Annotated in this window: 21 protein-coding genes and 1 other RNA gene; 16 read left to right on the forward strand and 6 right to left on the reverse strand. The window is 41.3% G+C overall.

Annotation, left to right across the window (positions count from 1 at the left end):
- Window positions 1–74: 74 nt before the first annotated feature.
- The 3 genes from H6679_00535 (at window position 75) to H6679_00545 (ending at window position 5,746) form a co-directional block, all read left to right on the forward strand.
- Window positions 75–716 (forward strand): hypothetical protein, encoded by a 642-nt coding sequence (locus H6679_00535; GenBank protein ID MCB9492742.1) that lies wholly within the window; start codon window positions 75–77, stop codon window positions 714–716.
- 24 nt (window positions 717–740) lie between these two features.
- Window positions 741–4,400 carry a mechanosensitive ion channel gene (locus H6679_00540; protein MCB9492743.1) on the forward strand — a complete coding sequence of 1,220 codons (3,660 nt, stop codon included), beginning with the start codon at window positions 741–743 and terminating at the stop codon, window positions 4,398–4,400.
- A gap of 122 nt (window positions 4,401–4,522) precedes the next feature.
- Entirely contained in the window at window positions 4,523–5,746 is a 1,224-nt protein-coding gene (locus tag H6679_00545) for a ubiquitin carboxyl-terminal hydrolase (GenBank protein MCB9492744.1), read from the forward strand.
- A 30-nt stretch (window positions 5,747–5,776) separates the two neighbouring features.
- Here H6679_00545 and H6679_00550 read toward each other — a convergent pair whose 3' ends face one another.
- Window positions 5,777–6,034, reverse strand: coding sequence for a hypothetical protein (locus tag H6679_00550; protein MCB9492745.1), 258 nt, complete (start codon window positions 6,032–6,034; stop codon window positions 5,777–5,779).
- Window positions 6,035–6,238: 204 nt separating this feature from the next.
- Between H6679_00550 and H6679_00555 the strand changes: the two genes are divergently transcribed.
- Window positions 6,239–8,062, forward strand: coding sequence for a ubiquitin carboxyl-terminal hydrolase (locus H6679_00555; protein MCB9492746.1), 1,824 nt, complete (start codon window positions 6,239–6,241; stop codon window positions 8,060–8,062).
- Between the two features lie 27 nt (window positions 8,063–8,089).
- On the opposite strand, the gene ssrA is transcribed toward H6679_00555, so the two are convergent.
- Window positions 8,090–8,525: a transfer-messenger RNA gene (ssrA, locus tag H6679_00560) on the reverse strand.
- A gap of 208 nt (window positions 8,526–8,733) precedes the next feature.
- Between ssrA and rsmA the strand changes: the two genes are divergently transcribed.
- Complete coding sequence (gene rsmA, locus H6679_00565; GenBank protein MCB9492747.1) at window positions 8,734–9,573, forward strand: ribosomal RNA small subunit methyltransferase A; 840 nt, start codon at window positions 8,734–8,736, stop codon at window positions 9,571–9,573.
- Here the strand turns inward: rsmA and H6679_00570 are convergent.
- Window positions 9,570–10,202 carry an HD domain-containing protein gene (locus H6679_00570; GenBank protein ID MCB9492748.1) on the reverse strand — a complete coding sequence of 211 codons (633 nt, stop codon included), beginning with the start codon at window positions 10,200–10,202 and terminating at the stop codon, window positions 9,570–9,572. The genes rsmA and H6679_00570 overlap by 4 nt on opposite strands.
- 164 nt (window positions 10,203–10,366) lie before the next feature.
- Between H6679_00570 and H6679_00575 the strand changes: the two genes are divergently transcribed.
- From H6679_00575 to H6679_00600, 6 genes are all read left to right on the forward strand, one after another.
- Window positions 10,367–11,677 (forward strand): ankyrin repeat domain-containing protein, encoded by a 1,311-nt coding sequence (locus H6679_00575; GenBank protein MCB9492749.1) that lies wholly within the window; start codon window positions 10,367–10,369, stop codon window positions 11,675–11,677.
- A 136-nt stretch (window positions 11,678–11,813) separates the two neighbouring features.
- Window positions 11,814–13,517: a type II secretion system ATPase GspE gene (gene gspE, locus H6679_00580; GenBank protein MCB9492750.1), complete on the forward strand. Its 1,704-nt coding sequence runs from the start codon at window positions 11,814–11,816 to the stop codon at window positions 13,515–13,517.
- Between the two features lie 27 nt (window positions 13,518–13,544).
- Window positions 13,545–14,117 carry a hypothetical protein gene (locus tag H6679_00585; GenBank protein MCB9492751.1) on the forward strand — a complete coding sequence of 191 codons (573 nt, stop codon included), beginning with the start codon at window positions 13,545–13,547 and terminating at the stop codon, window positions 14,115–14,117.
- Window positions 14,118–14,125: 8 nt separating this feature from the next.
- Window positions 14,126–14,887 carry a polysaccharide deacetylase family protein gene (locus tag H6679_00590; GenBank protein MCB9492752.1) on the forward strand — a complete coding sequence of 254 codons (762 nt, stop codon included), beginning with the start codon at window positions 14,126–14,128 and terminating at the stop codon, window positions 14,885–14,887.
- A gap of 31 nt (window positions 14,888–14,918) precedes the next feature.
- A complete protein-coding gene (locus H6679_00595) occupies window positions 14,919–15,245 on the forward strand; it encodes a hypothetical protein (protein ID MCB9492753.1) in 327 nt (108 codons plus the stop codon).
- A 17-nt stretch (window positions 15,246–15,262) separates the two neighbouring features.
- Window positions 15,263–16,978, forward strand: a complete 1,716-nt coding sequence (locus H6679_00600; protein ID MCB9492754.1) for a hypothetical protein — start codon at window positions 15,263–15,265, stop codon at window positions 16,976–16,978.
- Here the strand turns inward: H6679_00600 and H6679_00605 are convergent.
- The 3 genes from H6679_00605 to H6679_00615 all read right to left on the reverse strand — a co-directional run bounded on the left by H6679_00605 (window position 16,975) and on the right by H6679_00615 (window position 20,109).
- Window positions 16,975–18,423, reverse strand: a complete 1,449-nt coding sequence (locus H6679_00605) for a hypothetical protein (GenBank protein ID MCB9492755.1) — start codon at window positions 18,421–18,423, stop codon at window positions 16,975–16,977. The genes H6679_00600 and H6679_00605 overlap by 4 nt on opposite strands.
- Window positions 18,424–18,566: 143 nt before the next feature.
- Complete coding sequence (locus H6679_00610) at window positions 18,567–19,574, reverse strand: phosphatidylserine decarboxylase (GenBank protein MCB9492756.1); 1,008 nt, start codon at window positions 19,572–19,574, stop codon at window positions 18,567–18,569.
- A 13-nt stretch (window positions 19,575–19,587) separates the two neighbouring features.
- Window positions 19,588–20,109, reverse strand: coding sequence for a hypothetical protein (locus tag H6679_00615; GenBank protein ID MCB9492757.1), 522 nt, complete (start codon window positions 20,107–20,109; stop codon window positions 19,588–19,590).
- Between the two features lie 259 nt (window positions 20,110–20,368).
- On the opposite strand from H6679_00615, the gene H6679_00620 reads away from it, so the two are divergent.
- From H6679_00620 to lpxD, 5 genes are all read left to right on the forward strand, one after another.
- Window positions 20,369–21,907 carry a YifB family Mg chelatase-like AAA ATPase gene (locus H6679_00620; GenBank protein MCB9492758.1) on the forward strand — a complete coding sequence of 513 codons (1,539 nt, stop codon included), beginning with the start codon at window positions 20,369–20,371 and terminating at the stop codon, window positions 21,905–21,907.
- Window positions 21,908–21,915: 8 nt separating this feature from the next.
- The gene (locus H6679_00625) at window positions 21,916–22,335 is read left to right on the forward strand and encodes a holo-ACP synthase (GenBank protein ID MCB9492759.1); all 420 of its coding nucleotides are present in this window, start codon (window positions 21,916–21,918) and stop codon (window positions 22,333–22,335) included.
- Window positions 22,336–22,337: 2 nt separating this feature from the next.
- Window positions 22,338–23,939, forward strand: a complete 1,602-nt coding sequence (locus H6679_00630; protein ID MCB9492760.1) for an ATP-binding protein — start codon at window positions 22,338–22,340, stop codon at window positions 23,937–23,939.
- 102 nt (window positions 23,940–24,041) lie between these two features.
- On the forward strand, window positions 24,042–24,710 hold the full coding sequence (locus H6679_00635; GenBank protein MCB9492761.1) for an OmpH family outer membrane protein: 669 nt from the start codon (window positions 24,042–24,044) through the stop codon (window positions 24,708–24,710).
- Window positions 24,710–25,762, forward strand: coding sequence for a UDP-3-O-(3-hydroxymyristoyl)glucosamine N-acyltransferase (lpxD, locus tag H6679_00640; GenBank protein ID MCB9492762.1), 1,053 nt, complete (start codon window positions 24,710–24,712; stop codon window positions 25,760–25,762). Before H6679_00635 ends, lpxD begins: the two co-directional genes overlap by 1 nt.
- Window positions 25,763–25,772: the final 10 nt, after the last annotated feature.

Here is a 25,772-nt window from a genome sequence, read left to right on the forward strand (position 1 = left end):
TACAAGCACAACGTAAGCATGCTACGGTTAGAGCACACAAAAAATATAGTCTATAACCCCTCCTCTCAATTAAAATGAACCAAGAATACGGCTTTACCCTTAAGCAAAATTTTTCTAATAGAAAAAAATACAATATACTTACGCTCAGTAAAGGGAAAATTCATCTCTACTACAACAACAACTATCGCCCGCAAGAAATTCGGCCAAACACACTCGTATCTTTCCATTTTCAAAAAAATGCGCTGCTACCTTATGCTACAGACAATTTCGAAATTATAGCAACTCCCATAACAGCTACCACTCATGATCTTTATTGGATTCATCATCTTGCAGAGCTCTGTTATTATTTTCTGCCACTTGAATACCCAAATCATGAAGTATTCAAGCTTGTGTTCAACAGCTACACACTACTTGGTTACAGACACAAAATCCCCCAATTTGAAAGACTAAAAAAAATAACAGCTCTAACCTTTTTAGTGCTGATTGACCATATTCCCCTTAACAAGCTCGATAAACCAAGTTGCAGACTTAGTTTCTTGATTACTGGGGAATTATTTATTAATGTCATTAAAGAAGACACTTTAAAAACGCTGTGCAATGCACTCGATGCACTTGATGAAAACCAAATGACCCATTACCAGGCAGTTATCATTGAGTGTCTGAAGGAACATCCACGTTTTGACGCATTCAACACAGTACGTTTTATGTACGATTGACTTTAAGAAATATAAGGAGTGCTCATGCGTTTAAAAAAACAAGGCCCGTTAATATTCGCCTTTTGCTTATTTCCCATTGTTACATCTCTTGCTATGTTTCCCCACGAACAAACCAGCAACAAAAAAATTGCTATTACCATTCTTGGTGGCGACGTTGAAGTAAAAAAAACACAACTTAAAGACCTAGAAGAAAATCTTTCATCACTAAAAAAAAGGTCTGAAGAATCACACAAAACAAACACGACCAGGCTCAACTACCTCAATACCGAACTTGAAACTGTCAAAGGTAAGTTAAAAACAGCCCGGTCAAAAGAGCTTGAGTTTCTCAACAAAAAACTAAGCACACTCAATGATCGCAAGCAAACAATATCTGACGCCCAGGAACTCTGGAAAGAGATCATAGAAAAAACCGAAAATCACACCAAGCTTTTAAAAGAATTTATTGAGTTTCTTCCAGCGCCCAAACCACGGCTTCAACCTGCATACTCTTGGAAAGAATTTCGCGAACAACAGGCCCGCAATGCTGAACTTGCCGCAAAAATAGAAGTCGCAAAAAACAAAAAGGACCTTCTCAGAAAAAAGAAAATAGCTGAAGGCGAATCGCTACTCTCGTGGCAAAAACAGCTAGAGGGTAAACAGAAAGAACAAGAAAAATTAATAACCCAAGCAGATAAAGAAGAAACCATTAGACGCGCTGATGGGGCAACCCTAATCAAGCTGGAAGGCGAGGTCTTAAGCCAGGAAATAAACTACATTACCGAACATATTGAACTTACAAAACTAAGAGCCGAAAAACTTGAAATTGAGACCTCTCTACAAGAAACGCACGTTGAGCTTGAGCAGCACAAGCTTGCAGATCAAAAGCAACTTCTTACTCAAATTGAAAGCCGGTTGGTTTTTAACTTCAATGATGTACAAATAGCAAAAGCCGATTGGAGCGCACAAACGCAAAAATCGCTCGCACAAAAAGAAAGCATCAACAAACAGCGTGCTATCAAAAAATCCAACAAGGACAAGCTTTCTTCTGAAATAGACTATCTCAAAGAAAAACTTGCCGAAATGAAATCTGGCGGAAGAAAAGATAACGTCGAATATGAAGTACACAAGTCACTTCTGCGTAAAGTCCAGGCACAGTACGATCTTACTAGCCAAGAACTACACGTCCTTGACACAAAAAAGGACCTTGTTGATGCCGAGGCAACACTTAAAGAAATCGACTACAACATGGTCGACTTGCGCTACAAACTTAAAACAGACACTGAAAATCTTGATGAACTGCTCACAACCTATAAACATAAGTATGATTTTGCAAGCAACACACTCAAAACACTCAAAGACAAAAAAGATTCTATCTCATCTCTTGCCATAGAGACTAATCGTAATCTTGAACGCCTCAGACAACGTGAGGAAAAATTAAAAAACAGAATTGCTATGTTTCAAGGTAAAGAACTTATCTTACAACAGGTACTCAAAAACCTTAATGAGGCAAAAAAATACCTGGTAGCAAACATCTCACTCACACAAGATTATTCAACCGACAATGCTGACTTGATAGGATTACAGGAAAAAATTGTTAAGCAATACAACTTAATCGTGTCTGATCTTGTATCTCGCAAAAAAACAGAAAGCATTTGGCGTCGATCAAACAAGGCTATGTCTCTTGACGCACTCATCAAGTCAGCCCTAGAGGCTGAAATATTTGCCAAAAAGATTTTCTGGCAAACACCTACATCTCTTTCTCCTGTCAGTATCATGCGCTCACTGCAAGAACTGACCCTCTTTGATTATCTGAAAATGCTCCTGTTGTTAATTTTCTTTCTCATGTTGTTTATCGGAGCACGCATTCTGCTGCGCTATATGCAAGAGCGTTCCTCTGAAATACTTGTCCGTTATCATAACAAAACACGTTTTCTCTACCTGACCATTTTATTTGCCGTCGTTGACTTTGCACTTGAAAATTACACACTGCTCTTTTCATGGCTTTTCGCCTTTGCCCATATAGCTTGGGATGGCAAACTGCTATACGCAATCTTTGCACTTCAGCTTGATCCATACTATGTCGCACTGTTTTACTTGGCCTCAATTCCGATTTTAGTCTATCTCTCATTTCGCTTTTTGGGCGCACTTAAAGCACTTAACAACAAACTCAGTGACTATTTCTTTGCCGAGCACATCCAGAACAAGGTTATGTTCTTTATCACCACTTTGTGTTATGCATCAGCAATTTTGTTACCGCTGCGCGCTGCCTTTTTACGTTATATACCAAACCCTCAGTCAGAATTTGCAACGGTACTACTTGCTGCATATTCCCTGGTTATGGTGCTCATTTTACCACTCTGTTTTACCAAAGACGAAGTATTACGACTGATTCCCTCAAACAATGGCTTTCTCATCTGGCTAAAACGCAAGATTGAAACACACTATTATCCAGTCTTTTTCTTTGTTCTAACACTTCTTGTGCTCATTAACCCATATGTTGGGTACATCAATCTTGCTTGGTTTTTGGCTTTTGCTGTGCCAACCTCAGTACTCTTGATTTACGCCATGTTCTTGCTGCACGCTTCACTGCGTAAATACTCACTCGTTATGTTTATGAGTGAAGAAGATGAAGAATTCATCGACAAGTTTGAGCATGCCAAAGCCTATTATGGCTTCTTCATTATTTTTTCATTTCTGCTGCTTGCATTTGCAACATTTGTCTTGCTCTCTCGCGTCTGGGGCTTTAACTATACCGCTATGGATTTATGGAAAAGTATTTCAGAAGAATGGGTTATACGCGTCGGCGTTAACAAAGTTGGCATCGTAGAGTTTGTTTTGTTAGTGCTCTTTTCAGCTTCTGGTTTTGTTTTATCATCGCTTATGCATCGGTTTGTACTCAACAAGCTCTTCACTATTTTGCACTCAGAACCCGGCATGCAAAACACCATCTCACGTATTTCGCACTATGCCATTGTTTTCATTGCTGTTCTGCTTGGCCTTAGTGCCATCCACCTTGAACAGTTCATATTCTTTTTCAGTGCAACGATCGCCGTTGGTCTTGGTTTTGCACTCAAAGATATTGGCGCAGACTGGTTATGCGGATTTTTTGTTTTGATTGAACGACCAATTGAGATTGGTAATTTTGTCAAGATTGGCGATGTGCTGGGAACAGTGCACAAAATTTCAGCTCGAACGACTACCATTATCACACCTAAAAACCACAGTTTCATTTTGCCGAACAGTGATGTGGTCCGTAAAGTTGTCAATAACTGGGGTCGTGGACGTTTTGCCGTTGGTTTTGACATGTTTGTTCGTGTTGATATGGCCTCTAACCCACATCAAGTCAAACAACTCATCGCAGAGACAGTTCAAGAGCATCCACTTATTCTGAAAGTGCCAAACACTATTATTCGTCTTGAAGAAGTTGAAGATGACATGCAAATTTTTATGGTTCGTGCTTATATCAGCGCCCGTCGTGTTAAAGAACAGTGGGAAATATCATCTCAGCTACGCATGGCCCTGATAAAGCTCTTTGCTGAAAAAGGTATTGAATTTGCAAAGCCAGTTCGCTTGGTCTACAACCGCGAAACTTCAAGACCAACCCCTACAGCGCCACCATCGGCTGACAAGTCACCCGACTCATCCACAACATCACCACTTGGTGCAGCAGGCAGCAAACCTATAGAAATCAAATTTGATAAGTAGAAAACAAAAGCCCCAGCAAAAACCTGGGGTTCTTTGTTTATTCTACATTCTTGACCTCACATACATCTTTTTGAAAAAATTAAAGACATACGAAAAACCATATTTATCTTTAGGATAATCATATGAAAAAAACGGGTCTTAAAATAGTTGTGCTTATTGCATGGTCTGGCTTGGTTAATACAGCACTAACAAAAAACAAGGGTATTCAGAATCCAGATGCACGCTGTTTTATGAATTCATCACTACAGGCACTCTCTCACATGCCCAACATAGTCCCAATTTTACAAGAGGCACAAAAACAACTTACAGATGCTAATAAAAAAAATATCAACGGAACACTCATCAATGTGATAAATTCATTACACTCGCAAGGCAACACTCCTATTAGTGTTAACAATTTAAATGCCTTGGTAAGAAACAACTACTTCGGCCGGACAGGTCAAGAAGATGCCGCAGAGTTTTTATTTGAAAAACTTTTTTTAGACCTTAAGCCTGCTGGCTTTAGATGTTCGCTATTTCTTAAAGACGTCATAAAATATGAATGTGCACAAGATCCTAAGAACAAGCATTACTACTATAATATTGAGCAAAAGGACATCCAAAATCATGACCCCGAAACATATTTTGCATTGGACATACCGGATCAAAATCAAAAAATTACACTCCGAGATCTATTAAAAAAAGCTGATGAAATTCCCGAGGACTACAAGTGTGAAACCTGTAAAAAGAAAAATACTGGAGGCATTGTACGTAGAATTCATATCGCAAGTGCTTTAACCAAACCAGATACAGCATCGGTCCACCCCCCCGATGCATTAATTGTTCAACTAAGACGCTTTTTTAAACTTGGAGGCGGGGATGCACATAAAATTAATACCCCTGTTACAGATTTTTTAGAATTCACGCTACCCATTGCTTATACAAATGAACGAGAAAGGTACCAGCTCTTTGCAATTGTTTTACAATCTGGATCTCTGGCAGGAGGACACTACATTGCTGCAGCAAAAGATGCCAATGATTCGTGGAACCTTTACAATGATTCAAGTGTTTCTGACTATTCTAAGGGAATTGAAAAAATTAATGCCGAGGGCGTTGATAGCGGTTTTACACCATACATTCTCTTTTATAAGCGAAAAAATGTCCTCACATACACGCCCCCACTTACAGTACAAGGCGCCGAAAAAACAAGTTCTCAACCCAAACCTCAAGCAACCCAACCCAAAAAGCACCCAAAGCCATCACCAAAAAAAGCTCCGGCGTCATCATTAAAAAATAATGCCATTACAAACCTTCTGCTCGCACTCAAGCTCAAAATGATACGTCTACTTAGCACTATCAATAAATAAAAAAAGGCGAGATGGTCTCGCCTTCACTGTTTACACTTGCTTTGGCAATTGCCTGCGCAACGCCGCTTGTGCACGAGCGCCAACCTTATTTCCCTTTTTTTTACCTTTTTTGTGATTACCTTTTTTCTTAGGATTTTTTGGAGCTGGCTTTTGTGGACGTCTATGGTTACCCTTTTTACCTTTTTTTGCCTGCCCTACCGCAAATGTTTGTTCTTGTCGAGCCATTAACTCTACGCCACATAGCGCTGCAATAAGGCCTACCAATAGCATTATTTCAATTTTTTTCATACTCATTCCCCTTTTGACAAAATTCGCATTGCGACCATTATGCATATCAAAAATCCCCCCTATATCTACATCTTCTCAAATAAAAATAAATATAGTCAATAAATACGAAGAATGCGTTTATTTAAAATAACTTTAATTTTTATGCAAATTTGTAGTATGGTAGGATGCTAAAAATTTGAGATCGTTATAATTAAAGAGATGTTTATGAGGCAAATCCTGAAATCCACTTTCTGTTTACTGCTATGCATAAATCTTGCTCAGCAAAGTCGTGCTGAAGATAGTGCTTTGCAAGCCACAACTGTGTGTATGAGCGCGGCAAGCATGCTTACAGGAACAGCCGCCAACTATATGCAGCTAGAAAACAAAGAGTCTGCTTATGGCATCGACGCAGTCACCCTCAACTGCATGCATGCAATCGCACAAATTACCGTTGACTGCATACAGGCCCATAATCACTACCATCTAAGCAAACAGCTTAATCAAAAACACAGCACCTTCCAGCTCATGCTTGATATCATTCCCCGTATCGCATGGGCCGGCCAAACCGGCTATGAACTAGCAACCAACTTAAGCAAACTGCTTGCTGACAAAAAGGACCTTAGAGCTCGACAGGCACTAAAAAATAATGACGTAGCACAAAACGTTTACATATGTTTGCCTCTTGCAGTAGGCGCAAGCAACATCGCTCAAACCATCATACAATCTGATGACCCTGCATCGCTCAGGTCAGCACTCATGGCTCAGCACACACAAACAGTGCTACGCATTGCCCAGCAGCTTCTTAAAAACCATGGTAGCCTTGACACACAACGCTACTGGTTTTATGCACTTGTGTCTGAAATGATATTGCTTTGCTATCAGCTCAACCAAGGTGATGGTGAAGATGAACAAGATGGACAGGGCTCCAACGGTAGCGGTAGTCGCAACGGCTCTGGATCAGGAAAAGGACATCCTCCACTCGAGCGGTATGTCACATTCACTAACCTCGGCGCACAAGAAGGTGCTCTGAGCAATCTTGGCAATACCTGCTATATGAATTCAACGCTACAAGTTCTGCTACGCGGCATTCCTCAACTTGCAAATACACTTCCCATGGAGGGTGGCATAACCGAAGACGTAAGAAGACGGTTTGAGTCAGGAGAACTTAAGTTCAAAGGAAAAGAACTTAGGGATTTTCTTAAACAATTCAAGCTCCACGCTGTTATGCGTAATCTCGCACAAGCACTTCGGGAAAATAAAGACACTTCACTTGAAATAAAACTTTTTAATACATTGCTTTTCAACAATGAAGGTTGTTGGATTAGAGAATATAGCCAAGAAGATGCAGGATGTTTTTTGAACTATCTTGATAACCTTGATGAAAATTATCGCCACACCTCAAAACCCGACGTAAAGAAAACTCAACTTGAAAATGTGCTACATATAAACTTCACAGATAAAAGAACAGGCATTGGAATTTGTGACGAAAATAAAAACATAATAGCAAAATGTGAACATTCAAGTATCAGTAATGAACAAAGTATTTCGCTTCCGCTTTCGTTTCCTCCTGAAATCGAAAACGATCCAAACAAAGCGGATACCCCTGCAAAAACACTCAAGGAGCTTGTCGATTTTTACCAGACTCCTGAAGACCTAGGAGGCGCTGAATCTTGGTATTGCGAGCAATGCAAAAATTATGTCAATGCAAGAAAAAAAATAACCTTAACCAAAGTATCAGACCACGTGTTAATACAACTCAAGCGATTTGGCTTTGACAAAGAGACCAAGCATAGTACAAAAATAGAAAATCCGGTCACACAGTTGCAAAAATTGATGCTTGTAGGACATGAATATGAGCCCGTTGGGGTCGTTCAACATTCGGGCAGCCTAGGAGGCGGCCACTACACAGCCTTGATCAAAGAAGGTGACATCTGGTACCACTGTAATGATGGCTCAAAATCTGTGTGTGAAAATATTGATGAAATTCTTCAAACCGGTAGAAACGGCTCATTCACTCCATACTTTATATTATATAGAAAAAAAGGCTAAACCGTCGCGCTTAGCCCTTCAATTTTTTGGTGGAGGCGATGGGAATTGAACCCATGTCCGCAATACTCTACACATTAAGCACTCCATGCTCAGCTTCTGCGTTCTACTCTTGTCCAATGGCAGAAGCACAAACAGACAAGAGTCAGTTGAGTGATACTCACAGCCCTACACAACTAAAAAGTCTGAGGCTGTAAGTTCTATCTGGGTTTAATACGAGTAAGCAAAGCGGATAGACGCGCTCACACTTACAAGAACGTTACTAAAAACTAAGCAAATGCAGCAACTTGAGTTTGGCTTGCACCAAAACCAAGTGTATTGAAAAAGCCAGTTTTGTGGCTAGTAGCGTCAACAACATAATTGTCGTTTTCATTTATTGTTTTTGAACACTTCTTTTACGAGTTTGCATTCAAAACTCGGCATGCACTCAATGCACAGCATACTACGTCGAAGCCAGTACGCCCCCGTGAAATTCAAAGATCTTTGTGGATGATGTCACCCTGAAGCAAGTTCAGGGGCTGGATTCCGGCTCGGCGGCCGGAATGACGAAAGATCGTCCAAATCCACATTTCAAGCCTATCAAATAATTACAATAAGTCAAATTTTGACAATATCAGTTTGATAGCAGATTCCAAGCGCTAGCCTGGATCATGTTTTTAGTGTACCATACAGGGATGAAACAGTACAGGAAAAAGCATCCCAACAAGCATTCTCGTAACCAACACCCCTCAGACCGCGAACAGCAGCCGCGTAAGAAAAAAGCACTAGGACAGCACTTTTTACGCAAACAATCGGTCGTTGACCATATGATTGAAGCTGTCACTGTCACCGACCAGCACAGTGTGTTGGAGATTGGCTGTGGTGATGGGTTCCTAACACGCTCAATTTTGGCCCAGACGCCATGCAAGCAGTTGCGGGTGTACGAGATAGACCAAGAATGGATGGAGTACGTCCAGAGCCAAATCAAGGACCCAAAACTCAACCTCATACTTTCAAACATCCTGGACGTTGACTTTGACCTGGAAATGGGGCCAGACAAACCGTGGGTTGTCCTGGCTAATCTACCCTACCAAATAACCTTTCCCATCATGTTTCGCTTCGTCACCTATCGCCATTTGTTTGATGAGGGTGTGGTCATGATTCAAGAAGAAGTTGCACAAAAAATTGTCGCATCTCGGGGGAAGCCATACAGTGCAACATCGCTCTACTTGCAATATCATTTTAACTTCAAACTTCTAGAAAAAATCGAGCCGGGCGCATTTAGCCCACCACCAAAAGTATTTTCACGCCTACTCTACTTCAAGCCACGCACTGACCAACCAGAAATACCCAATGTCGAGCAGTTCTGGAAATTTTTAAAATCATGTTTTTCCCATCCACGCCAGATGCTACGTAATAACTTGCGCTCAACACATTATGCATGGCAAAACTTGCCAGAAGAAACACTTCAGTTACGTGCACAACAAATGAGCTTTCAAGATTTTCTTGAACTCTGGAAGAAAATTTCTAACTAACGCAGGACTTGTTGTACGTGATCAATTAACATGTCACGGTAGTACTCAAGCTCAGGCACGACACAATCTACAACTTTTGCTTGGTCATCCCATTCGCGAATCTGTAACTTTTGCTCAAATAGCGGATCTTGCTCAAAATCATGTGCTTCGCCTTGCGTCATTGGTCCGCCCTGAGCAACCAGTGTTTGCTGACTTGCATATGAAAGCTTTCCTCTAAACGCCTCATCTTTAAACGCAAGATATCGCTTTGCCTGGACATGCCCCTTAACTAACGCACAAACAGTATCTGAAAAACCGTGTTCAAAAAGATACTCAGCCCCTAGCTCTTCATGGCCAGCGGTACCAAAAATTCCCATTTTCTCGCATGCTTGGTCAGCACACAGATGACCAATATCATGCAACAATGCAGCAATAATTTGCTCTTGAGTCCCCCCAGCCTGAACGGCCAAATAAGCAGCTTGCAGTGCGTGCTCCAGCTGACTAACATCTTCGCCTATGTAGTCTTGCTCCGCACCAATGGTTAAGACAGAAAAAATTTTATCAACTACATACGCAGTATTTTCTATCTTTGCCTGTAGGTTAACAAAAACAAAAAAACTCACTGCTATGATTTTAAGACAATTTTTCATAGTACTCCTTCCTTTCTTTTTTACACTAACTGCCCCCCCTAAGAATGTCCATAAAATATTGAAATGACAAATATATTGCGAGCGCGACACTCGTTTGTTAAGCTGCCGGACAATAAAACAATACAATGTCTGGCATAATCAAAATAAATAATCTGAGGGGAATTGTGAGTAAAAAAGTTATTTGTTTTTTTGGATTCATAGCTTTATCTTTGCCTCAACAAATCTATACAATACACCACGACTGGACATTTTATCATGATCATGATGATACAAATTTTCGACCTTACGACCCAACCTATTTCACTAAAAAAAGGCTTTTTCTGGATCTAGTTGCACGTGCACACCAAAAAAGTTGGCCTCAATACAATAAAATTTTACGTGAATACAATGACATACTTCATGGGCGAGATATCGTTAAAGATGGCCTTTGGAAAGAATCTCGAGAGCTTTACACAGATGAAAGTTATTACGGAAACGATTATCATCGCATGGAAGTTCATATGCCTGCATGCTTCATAAAACAAACTCGATCAAACTTCAACCTCTTAACACAAGAACTTATTCGCAGACTTTCAAGCAACGAAAAAAGAATAAAATACCTAATTCTCGCTCACAGAAAAAAACTGATCGAGAACAAAGAATTTCAGGCAATAAGCCAGACACTTTGTTTGCAAGACCATTGGCAAGAACAAGGGTATATCTGGTTTGCAAGTAATTACCCTTTTTACTGGAAAAATAATCACCCAGAACTTCCAGATAATGATGAAAACTCCAGACTATTTATTCGAGGTATTTTGAATGCGATCTACAGATACGCACTCAAAACGTTTTGCAGCCATGACAACTGTAGGCGCGACGTAATAAAGGCGTCTCCTGAAAATATAAAAGATAGGCTTTTGCACCTCTATGCACTTGATAGAAAACTTTTCTTTGAAGCATCAAACGAGGATGATGTGAACACTCTTCTCGAACAAGGTGCAGATCTGTCAATTTTTGATGCTGAGGGTAGAACCCCTCTGCACAGTGCTGTTGTAAGGGGGAATACTCACGTTGCACAAGCATTGCTCAGCGCAGGCATCAATATCAACGTTATTGACCATTATCAAAGAACAGCCCTGCACTACGCTGTAGAAAGAAATAACATCGGGATGACTCAGCTACTACTCGATGCAGGGGCCAACACTAACATGTACGGTGCCAACTTTCACACAGAACTTGAAAAAGAGCGTCCTCTTGACACAGCACTGCTAGACAATAATTATCAAATGATAGAGCTGTTACTCAGTTATGGAGCAATTTTTGACCAGAGATCAATCGAAATAGCCTCAACAGATACTCTCTGGCAACAAGGTTATTACAAACGGGTTGCCCAACGCTACTGGGACGACTTTCCGCTAGGGCTTGTATGTATAGGAGGTATGTTTTTTACCTCTACAGGAGTACTTGTCTACGACTACTTCACGCAACAATCTTAACCTTACAGTTAGTCAGTAAGATAGGCTACACAAGTTAAAAATTACGGTATTGACAAATATATTGCGAGCATGACACTCGTTTGTTAAGCTGTCTGGCAGTACAATATCAAGAGAATGACCAGTTACAAGGCAAAAAATGTTTAAAGATTCATTAGGTTCGATTCTTGTTCTACAAAATGCCATTACACAAGAGCAACTTGATCAGGCAAACAAGACGCATGAAGAGACAGGCAAACCGCTCAGTCAAATCTTGCTTGAGACCAATGCTATCACAAAAACAGATCTTGCCCGTGCGCTGGCTCAGCAAATTGGTATTCCATTTCTTGAAACAATCACTGAACAAATGGCAGACCCGTCACTACTTGGGCAAGTACCGCTCAAATTTTTACGCCAGCATATGGTCATTCCCATCATGTACAACGGACAAAAAACCATCGTCAGCTCAAACCCACGCGATCTCCAGCCGCTTGACGAACTTGCCATGTTACTCGAGGGTGACGTACGGTACGCTGTTGCCAGTTTTGAAGCAATCAATAATGCCATCAACAAGTACTACCCACTTGAGTCAAGCAAAGAGATGCTTGAAGAACTTGAAGAAACAGACAAAGAAGAAATTGAGCTGTCAACACTTGATGAAAAAGACATCATGGAAATGGCCAATGAAGCACCGATTGTCAAGTTGGTTAACCACATTCTCGTGCAGGCAGCTAAAGAAGATGCTTCCGATATTCATATTGAGCCCTTTGAAAAAGAGCTGCGTGTACGCTACCGTGTAGATGGCGTCATGTATGAGCGGTTTGTACCACCAAAGCGCTATCAAGGTGCCATTGTTTCACGTATAAAAATTATGTCGCACCTCAATATTGCTGAAAAACGCATCCCACAAGACGGTCGCATTCAAATTAAAGTTGCTGACAAACCTATTGACCTTCGTGTATCAGTGTTGCCCTGCAACTACGGTGAGCGCGTTGTTATGCGCCTTTTAGACAAATCAAAAGGGGCTGCGGATCTTGAAGCGTTTAACATGAGCCAGCGAGATTATAAAATTATTACTGACGTCATCGGACGGCCAAATGGCATTATTTTGGTGAGTGGTCCAACTGGTTCAGGTAAAACAACAACACTCTACTCTATTTTAAATCGACTCAACCAAGACGATGTTAACTTGATCACCGTTGAAGATCCAGTTGAATATACCATTCATGGAATTAGCCAGGTTCAAGTCAATGAAAAAGCAGGACTAACATTTGCCTCAGCACTGCGCTCAATTTTACGTCAAGATCCTGATATTGTACTCATTGGTGAAATACGTGACAAAGAAACTGCCCAAATTGCAACACAAGCTGCACTGACTGGCCACCTAGTGTTGAGCACCATCCACACTAACAGTGCACCTGCAACCATTACCCGACTTATTGACATGGGCATTGAACCATTTTTGATAGCTTCATCGCTCCTTGCGGTCATCTCACAACGACTTGTGCGTCGCCTGTGTGAAAAATGCAAAGTTGTCTATCAGCCAGTGCCAGATATGCTCGCAAAAATTGGTATGAGACCAGAGCAGGCAAAAGACGTTACTTTCTATAAACCAGGCCAATGTCCAGACTGTCTAGGAACTGGATACAAAGGACGGTTAGCGCTATTTGAGATTATGCTCGTTGATAACGAAATTGCAAAACTCGTTGTACAAGAAGCCGATGCCACCGTTATCAAACAATCGGCAACGGCACAAGGCATGATCTCACTTGGTCTTGATGGAGTAAGAAATATCAAGGCGGGTATCACAACTATTGAAGAAGTTCTCTCGGTTGCGTATATTGAAGGAGAAAGTGAAGTTTAACTTACTGTTTGAGAGAGTAGTAGTCAGATGCCATTTTGGAAAGATAGACCGCATTGGTATCATTATTTATGTAGCCTGAACACAGTAACGCGAGTATCTCTTTTTTCTGCCGGCCTCTTCATTGGTCTTGGTTGGTACGCAAGTTTTTTTGTCATTCCTTTGCAAACGAAACTTTCTCATGCACGCCACGAATGCGTCTTACTTGAGCAAGAACATGCATCATTTCAAGCTCAAGTAAAAAAAATAACCCAGCAACAACAACTTCACGACCAACTGATTGCTGTGTACGAACAAGCTACTCCCCTATCAACACTAGAACATTCACCCTGCAAGCAACTCTTGGAACAACTGCACGAACAGCACATAAAATGCATGAGCATCAAACCGCTTAACCAAAAAAAAACCGTTGCAGGAACTATCAGTGAATACATGCTGTGCATCAGAACTACATTTCACTCACTGCTGGAGTGGCTTGCTGACAGCGAGCAGCAAATGCTCCCGCTTCGTGTTAAAACTATGCAAATTGATTCAACTAATCACAACAAACTTGAAGTCAAATTGGTCGTACAAATGTTAAGTAAAGCTTTGAACAATGATTGAATAATACAATGAGAACATTAATTTCAATACTTATTGCAACCACATGTTTTTTTGGACAAATAAAACCATACTACGCTCAAATATCGGCTAAGTTTGCTGGCCAAACACCACATGAATGGTCTGAAAATGCCACAGGGGTCAAAACACGCTTAAACACACAGGATAAAGTTGTTGCTCTTACTCTTGATGCATGCGGATCAAACTATGATGGCTTTGACGAACGAATTGTAGATTTTTTAATCGAACATAAAATACCAACTACCTTTTTTATTTGTCAAAAGTGGATCGAAAAACATCCCTTCTGTTTTGCCCAACTTCCTGAACATGATTTCTTTGCCATAGAAAATCATGGCCTTAATCATAAGCCCTGCTCTGTCAACGGAAAATCAATATACGGAATCCCCGGAACCCAAAATATCGATGAACTCATCGAAGAAGTAGAAGAAGCTGCGCAGGAACTGACTCACCAAACATGCAATAAACCCAAGTTTTTCAGATCAGGAACCGCATACTATGACGAAATCGCGGTAAAAGTGATTAATTGTCTTGGTTACGAAGTAGTTGGCTTCACTATCCTTGGGGATGCCGGAGCAACTTACTCAACCGAGCAAGCTTATGATGCATTAAAACAGGCAACACCAGGATCAATCATAATTGCTCACGTCAACCACCCCGAGCGGGATGCAGGCCTGGGAATTGTTCAAGGCTTACAATATTTACTCAATCAAGGATTCAAATTTGTTAAACTAACTGATTATAAATTAATATAAAAAACTCCCCCTTCAAACTTTTGGTTACTTTATGAACACAAAAAAACTATCTACGCTCGTGTTTGTGTGCACGTTCTTACAAGCTCATGCAACAGCATCTCAAACTGAAAATATTAAAGACATTCCTGACCCTTTTGCAGGCTATGTTTTGCCTGAAAACATAGGGTTTAAACTCACCGCCATTGTTGAAACAAAAAATAATGGCAAAGCAGCACTCTTACGAATTAGACGCTTTACAAAAAAAGTTGTTGAGGGTGATATCGTCAAAGACTGGACTATAGAAAAAATTGAAAAAGACTTCATACTCATTTCAAAAGGAGGCGAGCTGAAGCAGCTCTGGCTAGTGCCACCACTTTAATACCACAACAGAGAGTAATGAAGTTTTTGTTATCTTGTACTTTCGCATTCTTATGCTATTTGCAGCTCACAGCAGCTGACAACACCCATCTGGATTACGTAGAACTTTCAGACTACGTGCCTTATAACGCTGATGATGACATTGCCCTTCCTAACCCTCTTTTAAAAGATGAACGCCAACGACACGACAAGACAAAGCTTAAAAAATACACACACGCACTTAAGAACCTGCTTGACGAGGAAGATAAGGCAAAACAACACACAAAAAAGGGTTCAAAAAATAACCATAAACACCTTACAGTAAAGGAAGAATCTTCAAAAAATGGTCACCTTCCTCAGGCAATTCGTGACTACATCAGCACCGTTTACCAGCACAAAGATCTAGCAAGCAAGAAAATATCACTTAAATTTTCAAACACATCATTACATGATGCGATGGCACTCATTGCCGATCAAAGCGATTTGCAATTCATCATTGATGCTGACATTAAAGGTACTATAGGCAACGTTGTTTTAGAAAACGTAACACTGAGTGATGCGCTGCGTTCATTATGCAACAGCATGAACCCCAAACTTGCACCGCTCAAAGAAGGCGATATATGGCGCATTACGCAAGAACAGGAACTTATTGAGCAGTTTAAAAGCAAACGACAGGCAGATCACGAACGCAACTACTCACAGACAACAATCACTATAAAATATGCAAAATGGAATGAGCACTTTAAAAAACGTATTAAAAAACTATGGGAAGGGATTACTCAAACAAATAAAGAGTTTGAAGGTACCTATCTTGTTTTTGATGACTATAGCCGCAAACTCTTGTGTCGAGCCCATACCCCACATGTTCGCCAGTTTGAACAATATATTAAAGAAATTGATATCGCTCACCCACAAATTAAAATAGATGTGCGCGTGGTTCTGGCTAACAAAGACTTTGACCAAAGCTTTGGCATACAGTGGTCTGGAGTATACAATCGACGCGCAAGTGTAAAAAATACCAGCTTTGTTGGCCTTGGCCCAATCACGTCAAATGACAAAAGTGATACCGACTGTTTTACCAAAAGTCATGATTATTTTAAAGACTTAATCACCTGGACGCTTAATTTTATTCCCGAAAATCTCACTCCCACTATCAAAATTCCGTTTGTTTGGGGCAACAAAGATCTGGCAACCAAGCGCTTAAATCTCTTCCTAAACGCAGCCGAAAATCGCAATGAAATTCGCACTATTCTCAAGCCATCACTCCTTGTTGACAACGATGAAATGGCAGAAATCTTAGTTGGAGAGGAACTTCCTCATGAAGTGCGTCTTGACGAGGCAGTTGAAGGCAAGCTAACTAACGTCACAACAGTTAACTACAAAGCAATTGGTATGAAAATCAAGGTCAAACCAACGGTATGCCCCGACCATCAATCAGTTTTTCTCGATATTTACGTTGAGAACTCATCAGTAATCAAGCCACAAATTCAGCTCGAACGATCAGTGGATGATAAAAAAACAAGCTTTAACTACACCATCCAAACAGCACGATCAAAAAATAAAGTACTTTTAAAAAATGCACAGACAACTATGATCAGCGGCTTAATTTCCAACGCAAAAGAACGCAATGCAAGTGGTATTCCGTTTCTACGACAAATCCCTATTTTGGGAGATCTTATTTTTGGCGGACGTCAAAAAATAAATATCGATAAAGAACTGCTTATCTTTATAACGCCAGAAATAGTCTACGTTTAGCTTAACACTAACGCCCGCGGATGAAGTGGTATCGGGTAAAAACGCAAATCTTGGCCCAGACTTGGGGCAAGCGCAATGTGTGGCATTGCACTTGGTTCATGAATCTCTTGCTCTGGAAAAAAATTAAACGGCGTTACATAGGCAAAAGCACGGCTAACCTTATCAACTAAAGCCTTATCTGATCGATAAGAAAAGTCATTATCATCCTTTCTTCCGCTCATGTACTGAGTATGCATCGATTCAAGATTCACAAAAAACCTACCATACCCAACACTTGAAAGTAATGGGAAAATGGCGTAAACAGCACACGGCAGTTTGCCAAAATAACTCCAGTATCTTTGCACAAGTTCCGATGAAAAGTTGGTCGTATAAACCATTACATCTTTATCATGAGAAGCCCCAGATGAAATAATCATACGTTCTCCTTTCCCCTTTTCCCCACCCAATCGCTTTTTAAGCTCCTTGTTTACAAGAGCCAAATTTTTAGGACCAAAGTTACACGAAACAACGTGCGTCCAAACAACATTTTTCTCTTCAAAAACAGAGCATAGTCTACAAAAATTTTCTATAGATAAGCAGGCCACCTCAGCATAGTCACCATGCCCCAGCAAGGTTACATACCATTTCTGCTCTCCCTTTGTCTGTAAAAGAGAGCTCACTTCATCTATAAAACTATTTTCAAAGCTGACATAATAGCCCGCTCTGTCATGATAATCTTGCAGTTGAGTAATACTTGTTTCTTTTAGGTCACGCCCGTTGAACCCAAGTTTTTCAAGTAATTCCTGGCCATGTAATAAATGCGCTCCTCGTGAGGCGGCATACACTCGTGGAAGCAGGAGGTATGAATTTTCACCCTCAAAAACATGCCACTGCTCAATGAGATGCTTGTATAAAAAATAGCATGCAAAAATGAACCCTTTGCTATGCGCCTGTAAACCACCAGCTGTAGAACCAATACTATCCAGAATTTTCACAATAGCTTCTTGGTTCTTTTCACCTTTTGCAGATGCGCAATCAAGCGCAGGAAAGAGCTCCCGCTCAAGAAGATCAACATAATAATTTGCCGCTTTATTTAAAGTCACATAATTTTGCGCAGAACCTGCGGCAAAAATAACGTTATCAAACAGGTGCTTACCATAAACCAATATTGGCGAAGTTTGTTGCGCAAGTGCATAAATAAGATGGTGATAAGAAAAAGCGAAAGAAGTCTCAATAGACTGACGAATGCGCTTGCTCTGTTCTTCACTATCGCACGTATCAAGAAACAACTGACGCTGCTGCCCGCTAAGCATCTCAGTAGTATGGTCGACAAAAATCATCAGATGACCATTTTTTTGTTCGCTAGAAGACGCCCACAAACAAGAACTGTTTATAGTCAACGCAAATAAAACGATAACCACACACTTACCGTAGCCAGCTACTACGAAGGCTATATCCCTAAACACGATAGTTTCCCCAACTATTGTCCCACCAATTTTTCAAGATCAAAGGACTAGTCTAGGGATAAAAAAGCAGACATGCAAAAGCCCCAAGGCTTTTAAAAAGCTTGGGGCTTAATTAATTTCTATAGGTAAAAATATTACTGAAATCAAACAATCGAACCGATAATCTCCCCAACCTCGACAGCCGTCTCGATATGTTTGTTCGAATGCTCCAGAAAATGCTTCTCTACTGTAAGATCACCTTTTTTAAACAAAAGCACCACCGTTGAGCCACCAAACTCAAAGTAGCCAGCTTCTTGTCCCGCCTGGCATTGTGTATTAACATTAAATGTCTCTTTTATACTCCCGACCAACATTGCCCCAACAGGAAGCATAAGCGCCTGCTTGCCGGTTCTATTAATATTTTCAAGTTTAATCATGTGCCTGAGGTTTTGCGTCAACGGCTGAACGCCAGACTTATACGCAATTGGATTAACTGACTCGTAGGACTTGCCAAGTGTACTCGGTGCTCCCGGCATGCAACTGACAGGAAAATGAAACCGGTGATAGTCATATGGCGCTAGGCGAAAAATCAGCATAGTGCCATTTGCATACTGACCAGCAAGATCTGCATCACCCAAAAATGTTTCTAAGCTAAACTGTTTTCCTTTAATCTGAAACGGCGTGTTTTGCCCGATATTTTCAATGACAAGCAACTTACTGTCAGCAGGTGAATAAACTTTGTTCTGAGAAGCACTCTCCCCACATCTTTTTTCTAAATCCAGTTGCGCACTCATGCTCAATTTACGGATAAAAAAATCATTGAATGAATCATACTCGTCAACCTTCGCTTTTTCAAAACGCTCTAAATCGATAGCATGACCTTTAATAAACGGCTCTATTTTTGACTTACTCCATGCTGACTTCATATAGCGAGCATAAGCATTAGCGGCATACTGATTTTTGAAAAAGTAACGCAGGCCACAACCTGACCAGCTGTACATGAAATACAGACTCGCTGCATTGCTGTTTGTCTCCGCAACAAGCTCATAGCCGTTTTCACTGTTTTTTTGGTAGTACTCTTGTTTTGCACCACTACCAAAACCAAAATACGAAATCGGGCCCCACGCCAACGCAGTAAATGTTAAATAAAATAAAATACTTGAAAAAGTCACAACAACCCAATCGTTATATTTTTTTATAAAAATTATACAAACTCATAAGTCCAACAAACCCGTAAAAGTACATCCAACGAACATAAGATCTTGTTCGCTCTTGCTCTTTGCGATCAACGTGATCCAGATCACCATATTTTTGCCAGTTCTGGTTAACGTAAAAAGATGCTAAGCCCGTAAACGAATGCCAAAAAAACTCAACCGCATAAGCAAAGGCAAAGCCAGCCCCAAACCGATTAAGTACTTGACCTTGATTTTGTAATTCAGCTCCATAAAGCGCAAGTAATGTCATACCCAAAACAGTTCCCTTATCTCGGTGCTCTGCAAAGATTTCTTTATCTTTTTTAGCATTACTATCATGCATCTGCTGGTTAGGAAAACCATTATATGCTGCATTAAAAAACGCTTGTAACAACGTATACAAAACAACTCCCCCAAACATCTCAATCTTTGCCTCCATTGGACGCACGCAAGCAGCTGTAGTAGCTATTGCCACCACAAGTGCCTTCAGAAATGCTTTTTTGGAACTTAACATAATAACCTCCATGACAAACAAGTCCATTTTTCGCTAAAAAAGGCCGAGAAAACTATAACAGTCTCCCTTACCATCTCTTATTTTAACACAAATAGAAAATTAATAAAAACGGCCTATGGCAGCTTAATATCAATCATTTTTCACACTTTCATAGCCTTTTTTCAAAAGTTTTGCAAAAAAACACAATACTGGTATATCTAAATACCCTTTTGGGCGTAAATACAGTGTGGGGCAGTGATGACGGTTAGGGGAAACAGACATGCATGCAAAAGTACATTCAGCAACAACATTAGGCATTAACGCACAACACGTTGAAGTTGAAGTAGACCTTGCCATGGGGCTTATAAATTTTCACATTGTAGGCCTACCGGATAAGGCAATTAAAGAAAGCAGAGACCGAATTCGCGCTGCACTCAAGAACAGCGGTTTTCGCCTCCCCGAACGTCTGATCACCGTCAATCTAGCACCTGCAATGCTCCAAAAAAAGGACGTGCTCTTTGATGTGCCTATTGCCCTAGCAATTTTAAAAGCCGCCAAACTCCTTGAAATATCAGACGAGTTTATTGCGCAAACGCTCTTTTTGGGCGAACTCTCGCTTGATGGCGCCATTCGTCCTGTTTGTGGCATACTCCCCATCGCTCATGCCGCACGCAGCTTTGGCAAAAAGCGCTTGGTAATACCTAAGTCAAACTTGCAAGAAGCAAGCTTGATCAAAGACCTTGAACTGATTGGCGTTGACAACCTGACAGAACTTGTCAGCTACTTGCGCGGTGAAAAAAGCATTCAACCAACACAGTCACGCTTTGAAAAATTTGAACGAACTATAGCCACACACGAGCTTGACTTTTCACAAGTCAAGGGCCAGCTCGCTGCAAAACGCGCATTGCAGATTGCAGCAGCTGGCCATCATAATATTCTTTTTATCGGCCCGCCAGGCTCGGGTAAAACTATGCTTGCCAAACGACTTGCAACCATTTTGCCCGCAATGTCATTTGACGAAGTTATCGACACAACAAAAATTTATTCTATAGCCGGCCTTTTGGGTAAAAATCCACTCATAGTTAAACGGCCCTTTCGCAGTCCGCACCACACCATCTCTCAAGCAGGACTTGTTGGCGGCGGCTCCTATCCTCGACCAGGTGAAATCAGTCTTGCCCACAACGGTGTCCTGTTCCTTGATGAACTGACTGAGTTTTCTCGTGCAACACTTGAGGTTTTGCGCGAACCACTTGAGGGTGGCAACGTACTCATCTCGCGTGCAAACTGTGCCGTTGAATTTCCAGCATCATTTTTACTTGTCGCGGCACTTAATCCATGTCCCTGCGGTTTTTATGGCGACAAAAAAAAGCAATGTGTTTGCACCCAACAACAAATAAGTCGCTATCTGTCAAAACTTTCTGGCCCCTTGCTTGATCGTATTGATCTTCACGTACACGTCACATCGCTTGACTACGACGAACTACATAGCAGCACAACCCAAACAAACAGTTCTGCACAAATGTATGAGGGCGTTCTCACTGCACAAGAAAAACAAACCGAACGAGCAGGTACCGTGCGCAATGCACACCTTGAAGCACAAAGTGTTGAAAAACATTGCACGCTTAGCACTGAGGCTGAACATGTTATCAAACTTGCATTCAGCCGCCTTGGTCTGAGTATGCGTGCTTACCACAAGGTATTAAAAATTGCACGCACCATTGCAGACATAGATCAGTCAGCTATCATTGAAAAACAACACATTCAAGAAGCCATTTCTTATCGCTCACTGGACAAAGCATTTAATCAACACGCTCATTAAGGAGCAATATGGTTGTTGGTATTGGCACAGATATTGCATCAGTTGCACGCTTCAACACGTGGCAACAAAAATCACGTGCGCAACTCAATAAAATTTTTTCAGACCAAGAACTGGCAACATGCACAACCAGCAATGGCAAACTGCAGCCAGAAAAACTGGCCGCTCGCTTTGCTGGCAAAGAAGCTTTTTTCAAGGCACTAAGCGCAGCATGCACAACGCTGCAACAAACCGACACTACCTTTTCGCTGCTCTTTATTTGCAAGCACGCAACGATAACACAATCCCCATGGGGCGTACCACTTTTAACGGTAGACTGGCAGGCAATAGAAAATAAACTTGGACCACTCCCGCCGCTTGATGTTACGCTGTCTCTTTCGCATGAACATGAATATGCGCTAGCTTTTGTCGTAATTTGTAAGAGGCTTTAACCATGAACAAAAAAAAATTAGGCCATATTTTGACCGGCTCGCTTACACAAGGTTTGTTAATGCGTCTTGAAAGTGAATGTGAGCTTGAAGAGCTTAAAACTGGCAAGTTTGTCTCAATCCACGGAACACAGTACACCTTTTTTTCTCTCATTACCGACATTGAATTGCAAGTCAGCAACCAAGACATTTTGCTATTCCCACCAACGCCACAAGAAACTATTCTTTCTGATGTACTCAAAAAACGAGACATCTACGCAAAGCTCCTGCTCAAGCCGCTGCTTATGCTTGACCACAAGCAAAACAAAATGCCGGTTAAAACAGTGCCCGCACACTTTACTCCCGTCTTTGAGGCTACTGCACAAGACGTTGCACAAATTTTTGGTGATGAACAAGAAGACACTAAGTTTTTCAACATCGGCTCACCGCTTGATATGGACGTACCCGTCTGCCTTGACCTAACACGCTTCATTGAACGTAGCAATGGCATTTTTGGCAAAACTGGTACCGGCAAAACATTTATCACTCGACTACTGCTTGCAGGTCTCGTACACAGCGGTAAAGCCGTTAATTTAATTTTTGATATGCACTCAGAGTACGGCTTTCAAGCACGAAAAGAAGGAGCCGGTCACGCTTTTGTAAAAGGACTAAAAACATTATTTCCTAGCAACGTAGCCATTTTCTCTCTAGATCCAGAATCAACACGCAAGCGTGGTTGCGCTCCCGATTTTGAAGTTAACCTAAGTTACCGAGACATCAGAGTTGAAGATGTCATGCCACTGCAAGACGAGCTTAACCTGCATCAAACAGCGCTTGAGGCTGCCTATCTTATTGCCAGCAAATACAAAGAACAATGGCTTGAAGTGCTGCTTGCACAAGAAGGCAACATTAAAGATTTTGCTGCCAGCATCGGTGCACATGCTGAGTCAGTTGGAGCACTTTATCGCAAACTCAAACGCCTTGAACGTTTTCCCTTCATCAGCGAAACTGGTACACGATCGGCCGTCATTGACCGCATGCTAGAATACCTTGACCGTGGCATTCACGTGGTACTTGAGTTTGGCAAACAAACCTCAATGTTATGCTATTTGCTCGTTGCAAATATCATCAGTCGTCGCATTCACGAACAATGGGTCACACGTACCGAGCAGTTCCTTGCAACGCAAGACAAATCGCTTGAACCCAAGCATCTGGTTATTACAATCGAAGAAGCACACAAGTTCTTGAACAGCACCGCAGCAAAACAAACTATTTTTGGTATCATTGCACGCGAGATGCGTAAATACTATGTGTCACTGCTTGTTGTCGACCAACGTCCATCAGGCATTGACGAAGAAATTATTTCACAGCTGGGCACTAAGGTTGTTGCTCAACTCAACGACGAAAAAGATATTAATTCTGTGCTCACAGGAGCAGCAAGCTCTGGGGGACTGCGTAGCGTACTTGCAACACTGGAAAGCAAACAACAAGCACTGGTACTTGGTCACGCCGTGCCAATGCCAATTGTTATCAAAACACGTGAGTACAATGAGCAATTTTACGCCGCAATGAGTACACAAAACAACAAAAAGAAAAATTCTCGCGCTATTATTGACGAAATTTTTTGAAAGAAACAGCTCGTAGAGAGAAAATTGACGACTTAGTGCAAACGCGCTAGTCTAGTCGAGAACGTTGAAAGTAGAGGTATAACCCTAAAAAAAGGATTGGTTATGAAAACACTCACAAAAGCAACACTTGCTACATTGGCACTTATGAGCGCATGCAGCTCAAGCTTTGCAACAACAAGCTCTCAGCTTGTCTCACTTGATAGCCGCTACATTTTCCAAAATTCAAAAGCTGGCAAAGCATTCATTGCAAAAACACAACAAAAAATTGACGGCTTCCAAGAAACTGTACGCAGAGCACAACAAGAAGTTGCTACAATGCAAGAAGATATTGAAAAACAACGCAGCGTACTCAGCAAAGACGCACTTACAGAAAAAGAAGAACAACTTGCTCGCAAACGTAAAAACAGCGAACGCGATCTGACACAGCAAGAAGAAGAACTTCGTCGCGTTATCCAAAAAGACCAAGTAAAGCTCATCGAAGAACAGCAAAAAATTTACACCAAAGCTGCTCAAGAAGAAGGTTGGAGTGCACTGATCGACAAAAACACTCCAGGTGTAATTTATGTTGCTGATGCAATCGACAAATCAGACTATGTTCTGAATAAATACATCGGTGCTTCAGATGACGCAGATGCAAAAACAACCATGATGGTTAAAAAAGACGCAACTCCTGCATCAAAGGCAGCTATTAAAACAAAGACCGATAAGCCGGCTTTGTTAACTGCAAAAAAAGACACTAAAACTGCAGCAGGAAAAACTACAACAGCCTAATGAATATTAAACTGCAACTTGATAAAATTCTTACTGCTCTTGAAGGGGCCGAATGTTTGGCTGAGCGTGCGCTTGTTATCGAGCGCATCGCGTCGCTTGAACATGCCGGCCCACAGGATCTTGCCATCGTTTTAGACCGCGGTGACAACTCAGTTTTTGATGCTGTCAGCAAAGAAAAAATCGAGCAATGTAAGGCTGGAGCTATTCTTGCCTCCAGCCCAATCGTTCCCAACAAGCCATACATCTTGGTTGGCGATGTGCTTGATGCATTCGAAAAAATTATTTATACAGCACAACAACAACCAACAGACAAAGCACAGATTGACCCGACAGCAACTGTTGATGCACATGCAGTTGTTGCAAATGGCGCAACAGTTGGGGCACATGCACAATTACACGCACATACTTTTGTGGGTAAACATGCAATCATTGGCAAAGGGGTAATACTTGCCCCAGGCGCAAAGGTGCTTGATGGTTGCACCGTTGGTGATGGCTCAATTATTCATGCAGGAGCAATCATTGGCTCCGATGGATTTGGCTACCAGGTCAATGCAACCGGCATGCGTAAAATTCCTCAAATTGGCAACGTACACATTGGAAAAGGTGTCGAAATTGGTGCTAACTGCACCATTGATCGTGGATCATTTAACTCAACGGTCATTGGGGACGGCGTCAAGTTGGACAACCTTGTGCATATTGCACACAACGTGCACATCGGGCCATGCACCGCAATTCTTGCGTTAACAGGCATAGCGGGTAGTGCAAAGATTGGTGCTGGTTGCCAAATTGGCGGACAAGTTGCAATCAAAAATGATATTACCATTGGCAACAAAGTTAAAATTGTTTCAAAAAGCGCGGTACTCAAAGACGTCGCTGACGGTCAAACAATTGCAGGCATCCCGGCTATTCCATTTTTAACATGGAAACGTCTTAATGTTTTTGTCAGTCGTCTACCGGAGCTCTTCAAGCAAGCGCAAACTATTTCGTCAGCCCTACAAACTGAAAAAAAGCCAGGTTTTTTAAAAAAGTTTTTTGGTTTTTTGACACGTTAGGAGTTTTTCG

This window comes from Campylobacterota bacterium (genome assembly GCA_020633995.1).
Classification (GTDB): Bacteria; Babelota; Babeliae; order Babelales; family RVW-14; genus JACKCO01.